The 15,973-nt window shown below is 53.7% G+C and carries 9 protein-coding genes and 1 tRNA gene; 8 read left to right on the top strand and 2 right to left on the bottom strand.

Annotated elements, in window-relative coordinates:
• Nucleotides 1-690: 690 nt before the first annotated feature.
• The 7 genes from FOA19_RS06520 (at nt 691) to FOA19_RS06490 (ending at nt 12,141) form a co-directional block, all read left to right on the top strand.
• The gene (locus tag FOA19_RS06520) at nt 691-2,070 is read left to right on the top strand and encodes a sigma-54-dependent transcriptional regulator (RefSeq protein WP_149089941.1); all 1,380 of its coding nucleotides are present in this window, start codon (nt 691-693) and stop codon (nt 2,068-2,070) included.
• A complete protein-coding gene (locus tag FOA19_RS06515; protein ID WP_190300302.1) occupies nt 2,060-3,418 on the top strand; it encodes a sensor histidine kinase in 1,359 nt (452 codons plus the stop codon). The genes FOA19_RS06520 and FOA19_RS06515 overlap by 11 nt, the downstream gene beginning before the upstream one ends.
• A gap of 57 nt (nt 3,419-3,475) precedes the next feature.
• Complete coding sequence (locus tag FOA19_RS06510; protein ID WP_149089939.1) at nt 3,476-4,783, top strand: carboxypeptidase-like regulatory domain-containing protein; 1,308 nt, start codon at nt 3,476-3,478, stop codon at nt 4,781-4,783.
• Nucleotides 4,784-5,178: 395 nt separating this feature from the next.
• Nucleotides 5,179-7,218, top strand: a complete 2,040-nt coding sequence (locus FOA19_RS06505) for a DUF3857 domain-containing protein (protein ID WP_149089938.1) — start codon at nt 5,179-5,181, stop codon at nt 7,216-7,218.
• A 30-nt stretch (nt 7,219-7,248) separates the two neighbouring features.
• Nucleotides 7,249-9,162, top strand: a complete 1,914-nt coding sequence (locus tag FOA19_RS06500; RefSeq protein ID WP_149089937.1) for a DUF3857 domain-containing transglutaminase family protein — start codon at nt 7,249-7,251, stop codon at nt 9,160-9,162.
• Between the two features lie 100 nt (nt 9,163-9,262).
• Nucleotides 9,263-11,284, top strand: coding sequence for a transglutaminase domain-containing protein (locus FOA19_RS06495; protein WP_149089936.1), 2,022 nt, complete (start codon nt 9,263-9,265; stop codon nt 11,282-11,284).
• Nucleotides 11,285-11,460: 176 nt separating this feature from the next.
• On the top strand, nt 11,461-12,141 hold the full coding sequence (locus tag FOA19_RS06490) for a DUF2490 domain-containing protein (protein WP_190300301.1): 681 nt from the start codon (nt 11,461-11,463) through the stop codon (nt 12,139-12,141).
• 123 nt (nt 12,142-12,264) lie between these two features.
• Here the strand turns inward: FOA19_RS06490 and FOA19_RS06485 are convergent.
• Nucleotides 12,265-12,338, bottom strand: a tRNA-Pro gene (locus FOA19_RS06485).
• Between the two features lie 131 nt (nt 12,339-12,469).
• Entirely contained in the window at nt 12,470-14,257 is a 1,788-nt protein-coding gene (locus FOA19_RS06480) for an ABC transporter ATP-binding protein (RefSeq protein ID WP_149089934.1), read from the bottom strand.
• 146 nt (nt 14,258-14,403) lie between these two features.
• Here FOA19_RS06480 and FOA19_RS06475 point away from each other — a divergent pair, with 146 nt between their 5' ends.
• The gene (locus tag FOA19_RS06475) at nt 14,404-15,504 is read left to right on the top strand and encodes a Glu/Leu/Phe/Val dehydrogenase dimerization domain-containing protein (RefSeq protein ID WP_149089933.1); all 1,101 of its coding nucleotides are present in this window, start codon (nt 14,404-14,406) and stop codon (nt 15,502-15,504) included.
• The last annotated feature ends 469 nt before the right edge of the window (nt 15,505-15,973 follow it).

Here is a 15,973-nt window from a genome sequence, read left to right as displayed (position 1 = left end):
TCCTTTTTGAGCCTGTTATTCAGAAAAGAGGCCCTAAACAGGACTTTACATAAGTTCCTGCGCATTTCAAAGTAGGGGCAATCCCTTGTGGTTGCCCTTTCGCATGCCACAGTTATTGGGGTTGTCCGTGAGAACACGCAACAACGGCGGCAACAATGGCCATAGGGGGAGATTCCCCTCCTCGGAGGGGTAGGGGTGGGTTCTTTCTGGCGTCAAACTTACTGTTTTCAGATCAGCAAAACCAGTTTGAGGCTTTCGCCTCACGGAAGTTGCAAACTTCCAGGCATGGTAGGTCCAAGTTAAAAACTTGAACCAGAATTTCTTGTGAATGAATCATCCTGAGCCTTCACAGGAGTACGGAATGCGTGTTCCGTTACGCCATGTTGGTGTTATCAATAACAACTTGTTTAGCGGTGGCCGGCGGTAGGGCAACCACAAGGGATTGCCCCTACAAAAACGTGCCCGATGGCAAATTAACCTGAAATCCGTTTTAGCATCGTTTTCGGTAAAAGAGGTCCAAAACAGAGAATAAGGCTGAAGCAAGTGTTCACCAGCGGACACTTTTTTGTTCAGCCGCGGACACTACCCTATCCGGGGATTTTGTAAATTCACCTTGCCAGCACCAGAAAGCGCCTTTTGCCGGGTCTGGCACAGTTTAGGTGTACTTTTTACAAAACGCAACCAAAACCCGTGGAACAGAACCTAGGCAAGATCCTGATCATAGACGACAACGAGGACATTCTTTTCTCAGCCAAGATGCTGCTGAAGAAGTATGCCCAGCAGGTACTCATTGAGAAAGACCCGCGCAAGATTCCGTTCCTCCTGAACCATGACACCTACGACCTTATTCTGCTGGACATGAACTTCCACGAGGATACCACCAGCGGCAACGAGGGTTTTTACTGGCTCAAGGAAATCCTGGCCAAAGACCCTAGCGCGGTGGTGATTATGATTACGGCCTTCGGGGATGTGGAGATGGCGGTAAGGGCGTTGAAAGAAGGTGCCACCGATTTTGTCCTCAAGCCCTGGCAGAACGAGAAACTGATTGCCACGCTCTCGGCGGCGTCCAAGCTCAAGACTTCTTACAAAGAGATTTCCACGCTCAAGAAAACGAACTCGGCGCTGGCCTCTCAGCTGAGCCAGGGCGTGAACCTGGTCACCGGCCAAAGCCCGGCCATGCAGCAGTTGTTGCACCTCATGAACCGCGTGGCCAAAACCGATGCCGATGTCCTGCTTCTGGGCGAGAACGGCACGGGCAAGGAAGTCATCGCGCGCAGCCTGCATCAGCAATCGGCGCGCGCCGATAAAGTGTTCATCTCCGTGGACATGGGTTCTCTCACCGAGACCTTGTTTGAAAGCGAACTCTTCGGGCACAAGAAAGGCGCGTTCACCGATGCGAAGGAAGACCGAGTAGGCCGTTTTGAGATGGCCAACGGTGGGACGTTGTTTTTGGACGAAATAGGCAACCTGTCCATGGCCATGCAGGCCAAACTGCTCACGGTGCTGCAACGCCGGGAGGTCATCAGGGTAGGGACAGGGCAGCCCATTCCCATCAATGTGCGGTTGATCTGCGCCACCAACATGCCTTTGCAGCAGATGGTGCAGCAGGGCCGTTTCCGGCAAGATTTACTCTACCGCATCAATACCATCGAGCTGAATTTGCCGGCATTGCGCGACCGTCTGGAAGATTTGCCGCTCTTGGTAGACCATTTCCTGAAACGCTACGCCCAGAAATACAAGCAACCGGCCAAGTCGGTTTCAGCGGCGGCGCTGGAGCGGCTGAAACGGTATGACTGGCCGGGTAACATCCGGGAGCTGGAACACGTGCTGGAGCGGGCGTCCATCATCTCAGAAAACCACGTGCTGCAGCCGCAGGACTTCTTCTTTCTGCAGATGCAATCACCGGCCTTTTCTGAAAACGTGCCCCAAACGCACAACCTGGATGAGGTGGAACGGGCCACCGTAGTCAAAGCCATGGGCAAGTACGATGGTAACATCTCCAAGGCCGCAAAGGAACTGGGCTTGTCCCGCGCATCATTGTACCGCCGCCTGGAGAAGTATGGGCTTTAAGAACTTCAGGTTTCAGGTCATCTTGCGGGTGCTGCTGCTGGTAGCCTCCGTGTTCCTTTTCTTTCGCCTCGATTTCAAGTCTTCCCTGGTGGCTACAGAGGTAGCGTTGGGCCTCCTGATTGCCGTGCAGACCATAGCACTGATCTTGTTCATTGAGCGCACCACCGAACGTCTCATCAAATTCCTGAACACCATCAAGTACGATGATTTCTCGGAGGTTTTCTCCTCGCGCGGCGAAGGGAAAGTCTTTGACGAGCTCTACCAACGCTACAACGAGGTCATCAGTAAGTTCCGCGACATCCGCTCTGAGAAGGAGGCCACCACCCAGTATTTCCAGACCGTGGTGCAGCACATCGGCATCGGCATCATCACGTTCCGGAAAACGGGCGAGATTCAGCTCATCAACAACGCAGCCAAGCGCCTGCTGCAGGTTTCGCAGCTCACCCACGTGGAACATCTTAAGAATGAGGCGCCTCAGTTGGTGGATCAATTACTTTCTTTGCCTGCCGGGCAGAGCGTAGTGCTGCAACTGAAGCACAGCAAAGAGCGAGTGCCAGTGTCTCTGTTTGTGGTGGATCTGGTGATGCGCGGCGAGGATTTCCGGCTGGCCTCTATCCAGAACATCCAGCGCGAGCTGGAGGAAAAGGAGATGGAGGCCTGGCAGAACCTCATCCGGGTGCTCACCCACGAGATCATGAACTCCGTGACGCCTATCTCCTCCCTGGCAGGCAGCGTGGCCGCCGATATCCAGGATGTGCTGGAGGCGCAGCCTGATGGGCAGATTCTGCTGCAGCGCGAGGAAACCGAAGACATGGGCATGGCCCTGCAGACCATTGAGCGCCGCAGCCAGGGACTGGTGCGTTTTGTGCAGGATTTCCGGAGTCTGGCTCGCGTGCCGGTGCCAAAGAAGAAATTCTTCTCCGTGGCCGATATGCTCAAGCAACTCCAGACGCTGTTCCAGGAAGAACTGATGCACGAGAACATTCTCCTGCTGGTCAATTGTCTTTCTACAGGCCTGCAGGTCCTCGCTGACCGCGAACTGGTGGAGCAGGTGCTCATCAACCTTATCCGGAATGCTATCCACGCTTTGGCCGATCAGCCCACCAAAACCCTGCAGATAGAAGCCTTCCCGGACCAAGACAGCCGCGTGGTCATCCAAATCACCGACAACGGCAGCGGCATTGCTGAGGAAGCGCTGGAGCAGATTTTCCTGCCGTTTTATACCACTAAGGCTACCGGTACGGGCATCGGGTTGAGTTTATCCCGGCAGATCATGCGGTTGCACAAAGGCTCTTTGACGGTGAGTTCTGAGTTGGGGCAGGGCACCACGTTCACCATGCGTTTCTAGGCCGTTTTAGTTAAAGAGTGTTAAAACCAAGGGCGTGTCTCTGCGGAGTAAAGGCAGATGCGTATCTTTCTGAGATACGTCTTCGCTATGTTTTCCTCCGCCTCTAGAACCCCGCACCTGCTTTGCTTTTTCATGTTGCTGCTGCTGTGGTGCGGCCCGGGCAGGCCGGCGCAGGGACAAGCGGGCAATTCTGCCAGCGTGGCCGGCACCGTGGTTGATGCCCAAACCAAGAAGCCGCTGGGCTTCGCCACGGTCTTCATCGCCCAAACCACCTACGGCACTAACTCCGCCGAGAATGGTACTTTCAAGCTTTCTTCCCTCCCTGCCGGCACCCATGAACTGGTGGTGTCTTTCCTGGGGTACGAAACGCTGTCACATAAATTCACTCTGCAGGCCGGGCAGCAGCTTTCCTTCAGGTTTGAGCTCATGCCCAAGGCCAATGCGCTGCAGGAAATCGTTATCAGGCCAGACACCAACTGGAAACAGAATTATTCCATCTTTCTGAAGAATTTCATTGGGCAGACAGAAAATGCGGCCAAGACCGAGATCATCAACGCAGATGTGCTCTATTTCCAATTCGACCCAGAGGCCCGGTTGCTGACCGCCGAGGCGATAAAACCTTTGATTATTGAAAACAGGGCCTTGGGGTACCGGCTGCATTTTGTGCTGGAAGACTTCCAGGTAAACTTTGCCAATAGCCAGACGTTTCATGCCGGGTACCCCAGGTTTGAGAAGATGAAACCCCGCAGCAACGCCCAGCAGAAACGCTGGGAGGAGGCGCGTCTCAACGCCTATAACGGCTCACTTATGCATTTCACGCGCGCGCTCTACCGGAAAAACCTGGAGGCCGAGGGCTTCAACGTGAGAAGGCTGGAGCGGCGGCCCAACCCCAACCGACCGCCGGAAGCCGAGATCCAGGCTGGGCTGAACCGGGCTAGAAACCAGCAGATGGGCACCATTATGAGAATAAGCCAGGGAGGTGCGCAGGAAGACAGCCTCAGCTACTGGAGCCGGATGGCCGGGCTAGACAAGACAGTGGCCTTTTTGTACAAAGATCCTATTCCTTATGAACAATTAGTGGCCCCAGATGCTTCCGGCGAAAGGCTGAGGCTACAGTTTAAGGATAATCTAAACGTGGTGTACACCAAAGAAAAGGAGGAACTGGGTTTTGTGAACCAACGTGTTTTCTCCAAGCGCCGGGCTTCCGGCTTCCAGACCTCGCTGCTCACTTTAACGGAGCCCTATACCTTTATTGAGCCTAACGGCATGATCCTGAACCCCTATTCGCACCTGGTGGAAGGCTACTGGGCCTGGGAAAAGCTAGCCGAGATGCTGCCCTTGGATTATTCCCCTCGCCCAGAATAGAGCCTCTGGTCAGAGAGCTGCAGCCAAGCGGCAGAGGCAACCTTGGTTTGAATAATTACATTAGAATCTTTCTGAATTTATTTCGGCTATAGAAATATTCAGTCGGAATAATCATATATTGGGTCTAAATTCAGTACGAACAGCCATTAATGCTAATTTTTTGCGAAAAGTGTAGTGGGTTCTGCGGGGATAGGTAGTGTAAGAATCTATTTTCTACATTAGTACTAAAATTTTATAAAATATTTTCTGGATAGAAATCTCTTCTGAAAGTGCTTTTTGGCTCCTGTAGAGAAAATGAATAAAAAAAGGCTTTTCCCTTGGGCTTCAGGGAGAAGCCATGCATATACATCGAATTACATTCAATTATTTATATATTTAAAAACAAACCCCGCCCTATGCCCAACTCTACCCTTTTTAACACACGGTCTTTGCTGGCCGTGGTATTCCTTCTGTTCCATTTTGTGGCCGCTGGCCAGGAAGCCCCGGTCAAATTCGGGAAGGTGACGGAAGATGAGCTCAAGATGAAAGTCTATGACAAAGACACCAGCGCCGCCGCCGTTATTCTGGCAGATTACGGCCGGTCTTATTTCACCTATGTCCAGGAAGACTTCAAAGTGAATTTTGAGCGCGTTTTGCGCATAAAGATTCTGAAGAAGACCGGTTATGACTGGGCCAACATGGTGGTGCCGTATTTCCAGCAGAACAGCAACAAGGAGCAGGTCATCAACATCAAAGGTGTTACCTACAACCTGGAAGCCGGCAAGATGGTGAAGGTGAAAATGGAGGACAAAGCCGTTTTTGATGAAAAAGCCAGCGCCAACTGGTCAAACAAAAAATTCACCCTGCCTGCTGTGAAAGAGGGATCGGTGCTGGAGATCTCGTACACCATTACCTCAGACTTCCTCTTCAACCTGCGTGACTGGACCTTCCAGAAATCCATTCCGGTGGTGTACAGTGAGTACAGAGCCAACATTCCGGAGTACTTTGAATACAAGCAGAACCCACAAGGCTATGAGCCTTTCGCGTTGAACGAGTCGGTTCCCGGCAACATGAGTTTCTCGGTGCGCTACAGTTCCCAGGATGTGAACCGTGGACTTGCCTCAACCCGAATTCCCGGAGGTGTGGATAACATCACCGCCAAATCCATGAACCACCGGTGGGTGATGAAAGACGTGCCGGCCATTACCCCAGAATCGTACATCACCACCTTGGATGATTATGTCTCCAAGATCGAGTTTGAGTTGGAGTGGGTGCGGATGCCTAACCAAATCGCCAAGCGGATTGCGGGTAACTGGAACAGCCTCACCGAGGAGTTGATGACCGATGAAAGCTTCGGGTTGCAGTTGAACCGCACCGGGTTCTTCAAGAACGAAGTGGCTGCCCTTCAGTCTGTGAAAGACACCTTAACCCGCCTCAACACCATCTATGAGTTTGTGAAGAACTCTGTGAAGTGGAACGGAAACGGCGGCAAATACGTGACCACCAGCTTGCGCAAGGCTTTTGACACCAAGACCGGAAACGTGGCAGACATCAACCTCATGCTGGTTGCCATGCTGCGCGATGCCGGCTTTGAGGCCCATCCGGTGATCTTGAGTACCCGTGACAACGGACGCGTTCCCTACTCACCCATCCTTAGCAGGTTCAACTATGTGATTGCCTATGCCAAGGTTGGCGGCAAGCAGATTCTGATGGACGCCACTGATCCTCTGGTGCCAATGGGCATGCTGCCGAAGCGTTGCCTCAACGGCAATGGCTGGCTGGTGGCCAAAGACGCCGGCGATTGGATTTCCTTGCAGTCCACCAGCCGTACCACCGAGCTGATCAACGCAGACGTGCAGATTCTGGCCACCGGCGTACTCAGCGGGAAAGTGATGGAATCTACCAGCGGCCTGTGGGCCCTGAACACGCGCCATAGCGTGCAGGAAGCCGGAGAGTCTAAGTACCTGGAGAAACTGGTGAGCACCCAAAGCCAACTGGAGCGGAAAACGCCAGTTCTGCAGAACCTGAAGGAGCTGCACAAGCCGGTGGCCCTGCAATATGAGGTGACCAGTGTGGGAGACACCCAGAACAAAGACATCATCTACCTCAATCCCATGATGCTGAAAACGCAGCAGGAAAATCCCTTCAAGAACGCCACCCGCAAGTACCCTGTAGACTTTGGCCATGGCTCTGAGGAGGTGTACATCTGCAACTTCGTCATCCCGGAGGGTTACGCTATTGAGGAGATGCCCAAGAACATGATTCTGGCGCTGCCGGAGAACGGCGGCAAATTCACCTACCTGCTGCAGGTAACGGGCAACAAAATCCAGGTGATGAGCAAAGTGACCATCTCCAAGCCTATCTTCTACACCGAGGAGTACGAGCACCTGAAAGAGTTCTTCACCCAAATGGTGGCGAAACACGCAGAGCAGATTGTCTTGAAAAAGAAAGGTTAATCCTGATTTAGGCTTATTTTCCTTAAAACCATGCAAAAACGATTTTTGTCGCTCCTGCTCTGCCTGCTGGTGAGTGCCCCCTCCTGGGCCGGCGATACGCCCAACTACGCGGCATTGTCCATCAGCTCCGCCTTGTCTAAAGGCGCCAACGCCGTGGTCCGGGTGGAGGAGACCACCTTTACGGTGAATTCTCCAAAATCGGCCACAGAACGCATCAAACGGGTAGTCACCATTTTGAACGAGGAAGGGAAAGGCTTTGCCCAACTGGTGGTTCCGTATGACAAACTCAACAAGGTGGACTACATCAAGGGAACGCTCTACGATATGTTCGGGAAGAAGGCGGGCACCTTGAAAGCGTCTGACATCAAAGACTACAGCAACACCAGCGATTTCTCGCTCTATGAAGACAACCGGGTGAAGGTGGCGGGGGTGGCCCATTCCACTTACCCGTATACCATAGAGTATGAGTACCAGACCACGTCTAACAACATGCTGTTCTACACGCAGTGGGCTCCTCTGGGCGGGGAGAAGCTGGCGGTGGAGAAAGCCACGTTCCAGGTGATCATGCCCGCCGGCATGCCGCTGCGGTACCATGAGCAACTGGTGCTGGACAAGGCAAGCGTCAAACAAGATGGTTCGCAGCAGGTGTACCAATGGCAAGTGAAAGACCTGGCGCCTGTTGAGCGGGAGCCCTTCGGTCCGGCCTTCAGTGAGTTGGTGCCTTTGGTGCGGACGGCGCCGGCCAATTTTGAAGTGCAGGGCTACGCCGGAACCCTGGAGACCTGGAAGTCTTTCGGGGAGTGGCAGAACAAGCTCAACCTGGGCCGTGACCTGATCCCGGAGGCGACCAAAGCGCAGGTTCTGGCCTTGGTGAAAGACCTGCGCACACCCGAGGAGAAGGTCAAAGCCATTTACCAGTTCATGCAGAACAAGACGCGATATGTGTCTATTCAGTTGGGAATTGGCGGCTGGCAGCCTTTTGAGGCCTCCATGGTAGACAGCAAAGGCTACGGAGACTGCAAGGCCTTGAGCAACTACACCAAAGCCTTACTGGAAGTGGCCGGCATCAAAAGCCATTACGCCCTCATCTATGCCGGAGACGACAACCGGCCGGTGTTGAAGGATTTCCCTAACAGCCAGTTCAACCACGTGGTGGTGTGCGTGCCCATGCCCAAAGACTCTATCTGGCTCGAATGCACAAGCCAGATGGCCGATGCCGGGTACACCGGTTCCTCTACCGGCGACCGTTACTCGCTCCTCATCACGCCCGAAGGCGGCAAACTGGTGTCCACGCCCACGTTCAAGGCGTTTGACAATATCCAGAAGCGCACAGTGCAGGTGAAACTGAACGCCCAAGGCAGCGGAGTAGGCGAGGCGCTTACCAATTACACGGGCATGCAGCACGAGGAGCGCAATGGCGTGCTGCAGCATTACAACCCTGAGGAGCAACTGAAGTGGCTGTACAAAAACACCAAAATCCCAGCGTTTGAGATCAAAACCTACAACCTGGAGAAGGTAAAGAACGCTCCCATTGTCAAAGAGAAACTGCAACTGGAACTGCCCAGGCTGGCCTCGGTCAGCGGGAAGCGGCTCTTCATCACACCTAACCTCATGAACCGCTGGAGCTCGGCGCCCGCCGTGAATGAAAACCGGAAGCATGAGGTCATCTGGCCTATGTCTTTCCATGACGTAGATTCTGTGGAGTACGAGATCCCGGCCGGTTACAAAGCCGAGAGCATGCCGCAGCCGGTGAAGATCACCACCGCTTTTGGCGAGTACCAGGCCCAGGTGCAGATGAAAGGCACCAAGCTTATCTATGTGCGCCAGCTTACCATGCACAAAGGCCGGCACAAGGCAGAGCAGTACAAAGAACTGGTCAACTTTCTCAAGCAGGTTTCTAGGGCAGATCAGCAGCAGGTGGTGCTGGCCGCAGAAACCACTTGATGCGAGTAAATCCATGTAAGCCCCGGGCGGTGTCGTTTCAGCGCTGTCCGGGGTTTTTACCAAATCACGGTACTTAACCCATCCTCAAAACCCTTTCTGTATGAAGACCAACGTTTTTTGTAAGCCTTGGCTGATTTTGCTGTGCCTGGCCATGGGCCTCAGCACGCCGGGCTTTTCCGCCGATCCTTTCAAACTGGGCCAGGTCACGCCCGAGGAGCTGAAGATGACCTCCTACGCCCCGGATACCAGCGCCGGCGCCGTGATCCTGTATGATTTGGGCGAATCCTCGTTCCGTTTCACCAAGGGCACCCAGCTGCAGTTCAAACGCATTGTCAGGATAAAGATTCTGAAGAAGAGCGGGTTAAACCAAGCCGATTTCCTTATCCCGTATTACCGCCGCCGCGACGGCAGTAAGGAGGTGGTAGAGAATGTGAGAGGCTTTACCTACAACGTGGAGAACGGCGAGACGGTAAAGGTGAAACTGGAAGACAATGCCATCTTTGACGAGAAGCAGGACGCCAACTGGTACCTGAAGAAACTGACCATGCCCGGGGTGAAAGTGGGGTCAGTAATTGAGCTCTCCTATACCATTACCTCAGATTTCTTCAGGCTTCTGCGGGAGTGGGCGTTCCAGCACACCGTTCCGGTGAAGTGGAGCGAGTACCGCGTGGGCATGGTGCCTTTCTACGACTACAAACACATTATCTACGGCGGGCGCCCGTTCCATATAAAGGACGCCAAAGTAGAGCGCAAAACGGTGGCCTATGCCTACACCGATGACGTGGGTTTTGCCAAAGTAGACAAAAACGGCTCTCTCTCCATGTCCATAGTACAGTACCAGTGGGTAATGAAAGATGTGCCCGCTTTCACCGAGGAACCGTACCTCACCAATGCCAAGGATTACCTCTCCAAAATAGAGTTTGAACTAGCCAAGGTGGAATATCCAGAGCAGAAGCCGGTGTACATGACCGGGGACTGGGAAAGCTTCACAAAGGAACTGGTGAAGGAAGAAGAGTTTGGGGGCCAGCTCGCCAACGCCACCTTCCTGAAGAAAACCACCGATGGGCTTATCGCCGGCAAGACAGACTCCCTGGAGAAAGTGAAGGCGGTGCTGAACTACGTGAAAAGCAACATGCGCTGGGATGGCAAGCACCGCATCTACACCGAGAACCTGCGCAAAGCCTTTGACAACCACCTGGGTTCTTCTTCTGAGGTCAACCTGGTGCTCACCGCCATGCTGCGCCAGGCAGGCCTGGACGCCAATCCCATGCTGGTGAGTACCCGCGAGCACGGCCGCCCTGTGACCAACTCGCCCATGATCAGCAAGTTTGACTACGTGATCTCCCACGTAGCCATCGGCGGAAAGAACTACCTGCTGGATGCCACGGAAAAAGACCTGCCCTTCGGGATGCTGCCATTGCGCTGCCTCAACGTGCAGGGTTGGGTCATGACCGGCACCGCCGGAAAATGGCTGCCGCTCACCGGTACCGAGAGAAATGCCCAGTTGGTATCCGGGAACATCAAAATCCAGCCTACCGGCGAAGTCAGCGCGCTGCTCACCGAGGATTACCGTGGGGTACCGGCGCTGCAGGCCCGCTCCGCTATCCGGGACAAAGGCCAGGAGGCCTATATCAAGGAGTTTGCCAACGCCGGAACCGACTGGGTGCGCCAGGGCGTGAAGATCCATAACCTGGAGAACCTGCAAGAGACTTTCAAAAAAGAGTACCAGCTCAGCAAAACTGGTGAGGCTGCCTCCTCCGATCTGCTCTACATTTCGCCTATGCTCACCCATGCCTTGGGCGAGAACCCGTTTAAGCTAGCCACGCGGCTATACCCCATTGACTTCGGGACGCCGGTAGATGAGACCTATATGTTCACCTACCAGTTGCCCCAAGGCTACGAGGTGGAGGAGATGCCTAAAAGTGCCACCGCCGTTCTGCCCGGCAACGCCGCCAAGTTCTCCTATGTAGTGCAGATGACCAACGGCCAGCTGCAGATCATCAGTAAACTTAACATAAACAAAACCTTATTTGAAGCCTCTGAGTACGGAAACCTGCGGGAGTTCTATAATAGGTTGGTCGCCAAGCACGCAGAGAAAATTGTACTGAAGAAGAAAAGCTGATCTTTGTTTTGAGGGTGTTTTACCTAAAAAGCCTCTGAAACGCTTGCAAGCAGTATTGCCTCTTCGTAAACCAACCGCACCCAGAAAGCCTTGCCCACCCGCAAGGCTTTCTGGTTTTTGTAGAACCAAGATGGTGAGGCCCTAGCCTCCTGGGTGTAATTTATGGGAAGATGAAAATGAAGTCACGGCTCTTTGTGCTATTCTTGGTGTGTGGGGTAGGTCTGGCGTTGGTTGCGCAGGGGCAGCCCAATACCATCAACCACTGGTTGCAATACTCAGGTTCTTACTGGTTCAGCCCCCGGTGGGTGGCCACTACCAACCTGCAGTACCGTACCTACAAACCCTTCAAAGACCCCAGAACTGGCTTTCTGGGCGCCGAAGTACAGTACAACCTGAAAGAGATTCCGGTTACGTTTGGCGCAGGCTATGTGCACCTGTTCAACCGCAACTACGTCTCCGCTGAGGAGACCAACCTCACCAACGAGAACCGGTTCTACCAGCAGGTATCCGTGCGGGGTAAACTGGGCAACGTGGGGATGGTGCATAGGTACCAGGTAGAGGAACGGTGGCTCACGCAGGGCTACCACACACGCCTGCGCTATCAGGTGGCCCTCCGGATTCCATTCGGTCCCAAGAAAGAGGAGCAGCGGCCCTGGTACGGCATTCTACGCAACGAGGTGCGGGTCATCATCCGCGACCAACCCTTTGACTCCAACCGGGTCTTCGGCGGGGTAGGATACACGTTCAACAAGCACCTCACCCTGGAAGGCATGTGGATGTCCCAACTGGCCGGCGGCGGAAACCACCAGCACTTCACCATGTTCCTCCTGCGGCACGATTTCGGGCGGATGGAGTAGTGGCAGGGAGTAAAGCTGGTAGTCGTTTTGCAGCCAATTCCTTAAAATCAGCCTAGAAACAGAGGAGATCTAAAATCAGAAAGCCCGTTGCTCTGAGAAGAACAACGGGCTTTCTGATTTTCGTCGGAATGGCAGGATTCGAACCTGCGACCTCCAGCACCCCATGCTGGCGCGATACCAGGCTACGCTACATCCCGATCATTGGTATCTGCTGCAAAGTAAAACAAAATTCAGATTTGACGAAAGGTGTCCTGAAAAATGTGGGCAGGATTTTAGCAGAATAAAGCAGTTTCAGGCCCGTTTTTCAGAATCCAGGCCCGAAACAGCTTTATTCCATGTCCTCGGTCTGCAACTGGCGCTCATAGAGGGCGCGGTACAGGCCGTCCGTTTCCAGCATCAGTTCCTCGTGGGTGCCGTGCTGCACTACCACACCGTCGTCCAGCACCAGAATGCGGTTGGCCAGTTTCACGGAGCTCACGCGGTGCGAGATGATGATGGAGGTGCGGTTTTTCATCACGCGCTGCAAGCTGTTGAGAATGGCGTTCTCGGTTTTGGTGTCTACCGCCGAGAGCGAATCGTCCAGAATCAGAATCTTAGGCTCGCGGGCCAGGGCGCGGGCGATGGACACGCGTTGCTTCTGGCCGCCGGAAAGCGTGATGCCGCGCTCGCCCAGCACCGTGTCAAACTGCGCCGGGAAATGCATGATATTCTCGTAGACATCGGCGTCCTTGGCGGCCTGCAGCATCTTCTCCTCGGGCAGCGCCTCTACCCCAAACCCGATGTTGTTCCGGATGGAGTCTGAGAACAGGAACACATCCTGCGGCACGTACCCAATCTGGCTCCGGAGGCTGGACAGGCTGTAATTCCGGATGTCCTCGCCGTCAATGAGAATGCGTCCGCCGGTGGTGTCATACAGGCGGCACACGAGCGCCGCGATGGTACTCTTGCCCGAGCCGGTGTTGCCTATCACGGCCAGCGTCTCACCGGGGTGGATCTCAAAGGAAAGCTTTTTGAGCGCGTGGATACCCGTGTCTGGGTACAGGAAGTCTACCTCGTCAAAGACAATGGCGCCCGTAATTTCTTTCTCCAGATTCTGCTGCGAGATGATATCGGTTTTGGTGTGCAGGAACTCGTTGATGCGCTGCTGCGAGGCTGCCGCCCGTTGCACCAAAGAAGTCGTCCAACCCAGCGCGGTCACCGGCCAGGTGAGCATGTTCACGTAAATCAGGAACTCCGCGATTACCCCCGGCGTGATGCTGCCGTTGATCACTTCCTTGCCGCCAAACCACACAGTAATGATGGTACTCAGCCCAATCAGAAACAAAATCAGCGGAAAGAACAAGGAGTTCACGAAGTTCAACTCCAGCGACTTGTCTTTGTAGGTGTTGCTGGCCGTCGTGAAATTGGCATGCGAATCCTGCTCCCGCACAAACGATTTCAGCACCCTGATGCCCGAGAACGCCTCCTGCACAAACGTGGTGATACCGGAGAGGCTTTTCTGAATCTCGTCTGATTTCTTCTCAATGATGTTGTTCACGTAGTAGATGCTCACTGACAAAATAGGCAGCGGCAGCAGCGTGTAAATGGTCAACTCCACGTTCACCGAGAGCATGTACGGGATCACCATCAGGAACAAAACCACTAGGTTGATGCCGTACATGATGGCCGGCCCCAGGTACATGCGCACGCGGCTCACATCCTCAGAAATCCTGGCCATCAAGTCACCCGTGTTGTTCTTGCGGTAGAAGGAGAGGGGCAGCGTCTGATAATGCGCGTAGATTTCGTCTTTAAGGTCGTTTTCAATCAAGCGGCTCATCACAATGATGGTCTGCCGCATGAAAAATAGAAAAATGCCGCGCAGCAAAGCCATGAGCACAATCACGGCGCCATAGAAAAGAGTACTCCGGGCGAAGGAATCATACACCTGCTCCTGTTGCGCAAAACCGTCATGAAGGTTGTACATGGTAATGCCCTCGCGCACCAGGTCAAAGGCGTGGCGCACCACCTGCGCCGGGATAATGGCGAAGATGTTGGAGACAATCACAAACACAATGCCCCAGAAGAACCGGAACTTGTATTTGAGCAGATATTTATTGAGGTATTTGAGCGATTTCACAGGCTGCGTTTAAAGAAAATACGTACTAACACTTGTTAGGATTTTCTTGGTCTTCAAAAATATAAATTTAATTTTGCATCAAAATTACCGATTAGCTTCCCCAATATCTAACAAAGTCCAATTGGTATTTAAGGTAAAAACAAAACATGATAGAAGTTAAAGATCTAACGACTGAGCAGGAAACCTCGGTTTTCAGCCAAATAAGCGAATACAACCATGAGCAAGTGGTTTTCTGCCACGACCATGACACTGGCTTAAAGGCGATTATTGGCGTGCATAATACCGTGCTGGGGCCTGCCTTAGGTGGTACCCGTATGTGGACATACGCAACTGAGGCAGAAGCGCTGCGCGATGTGCTGCGTCTTTCCCGCGGAATGACGTTTAAATCGGCTATCTCAGGCCTGAACTTGGGCGGCGGAAAGGCTGTGATCATCGGGGACTCCAAGAAAGACAAGACCGAAGCCATGATGCGCAAGTTCGGTCGTTTCGTGAACAACCTGAACGGAAAGTACATCACCGCCGAGGACATGGGTATGACCACTCAGGACATGGCCTACATCGGGATGGAGACCAAATACGTAGCCGGTCTTCCAGAATCACAGGGCGGAAGCGGCGACCCATCGCCGGTAACGGCTTACGGAACCTACATGGGCATGAAAGCCGCCGCCAAAAAAGCCTGGGGCAACGACAGCTTGGCCGGAAAGAAGATCTCCGTACAAGGAACCGGTCACGTAGGTGGTTACCTGATTGACTACCTGGTGAAAGAAAACGCCCAACTGTTCATCACTGATATTGACCAGGAGCGCTTGAAGCGCATCTCGGCGGCTACCGGTGCCACCGTGGTTGGTCTGGACGAGATCTATGACGTAGACGTGGACATCTATTCGCCTTGCGCCATGGGAGCCACCATCAACGACAACACCCTGTCCCGCCTGAAGTGCCAGGTGATTGCCGGCTGCGCGAACAACCAGCTCAAGAACGAAGACATCCACGGACCAGCGCTGGTGGACATGGGCATCGTGTACGCCCCAGACTTTTTGATCAACGCCGGCGGTATCATCAACGTGTACTCAGAGGTGAAGAAGCTGAACCGCGAGTGGGCCATGCAGCAGACCGAGCAGATCTACAACACCACGCTCAACATCTTCGCCAAAGCGGAGGCCGACGGTACGCACACCCAAAGAGCCGCCACAGAAATCGCGCAGAAACGCGTAGATGACATGGCTAAGATCAAGCAGACTTACTAATTGCCGCCTTTCCCAAAAGGAAAGAGAAAGATAGTGAATGCGTTTCGGGGCTGGTTTGAAGAAACTGGCCCTGAAACGCATTCTGCTTTTTAACCCACCCCAACCCCTCCGAGGAGGGGAATCCCGCAATTCGTCAGGAGGTAGTTGAGCCATTGTTTTAACGACGGTTGAGATTGGCGAGAGAACGATGAGGAATGTAGGGGCACCTCTGGTGGGTGCCCTTCCCGGTAGTAACCGTTCTTTGCGGAAGACCTGATAGAGACAAGGCAGTGCCTTGTCTCTACATAATTAGATAATACGTGCAAACACCACAACCACCAGTATCCTGCGGCGGGCCGGGGCGAAGGCCTACAGTGAGGCCGAGACACGGCCTGCCGCACGGAAGGACTGTTCAATCAGTAGTGGCCTGCGTGTGCTATGAAACAAACAGCTTTGGCCCGGTGGTACCTTGACTGAAGCCTCACTGTCC

It is taken from the genome of Rufibacter hautae (assembly GCF_008271695.1).
Lineage (GTDB): Bacteria > Bacteroidota > Bacteroidia > Cytophagales > Hymenobacteraceae > Nibribacter > Nibribacter hautae.
The sequence above is the reverse complement of the archived record's forward strand: the minus strand, read 5'-3'. Positions and strand labels throughout refer to the sequence as shown.

Coding starts and splice junctions, on each gene's coding strand:
- FOA19_RS06515 (WP_190300302.1), top strand. CDS start 2,060: ATGGGCTTTAAGAACTTCAGGTTTCAGGTCATCTTGCGGGTGCTGCTG.
- FOA19_RS06510 (WP_149089939.1), top strand. CDS start 3,476: ATGCGTATCTTTCTGAGATACGTCTTCGCTATGTTTTCCTCCGCCTCT.
- FOA19_RS06505 (WP_149089938.1), top strand. CDS start 5,179: ATGCCCAACTCTACCCTTTTTAACACACGGTCTTTGCTGGCCGTGGTA.
- FOA19_RS06500 (WP_149089937.1), top strand. CDS start 7,249: ATGCAAAAACGATTTTTGTCGCTCCTGCTCTGCCTGCTGGTGAGTGCC.
- FOA19_RS06495 (WP_149089936.1), top strand. CDS start 9,263: ATGAAGACCAACGTTTTTTGTAAGCCTTGGCTGATTTTGCTGTGCCTG.
- FOA19_RS06490 (WP_190300301.1), top strand. CDS start 11,461: ATGAAGTCACGGCTCTTTGTGCTATTCTTGGTGTGTGGGGTAGGTCTG.
- FOA19_RS06475 (WP_149089933.1), top strand. CDS start 14,404: ATGATAGAAGTTAAAGATCTAACGACTGAGCAGGAAACCTCGGTTTTC.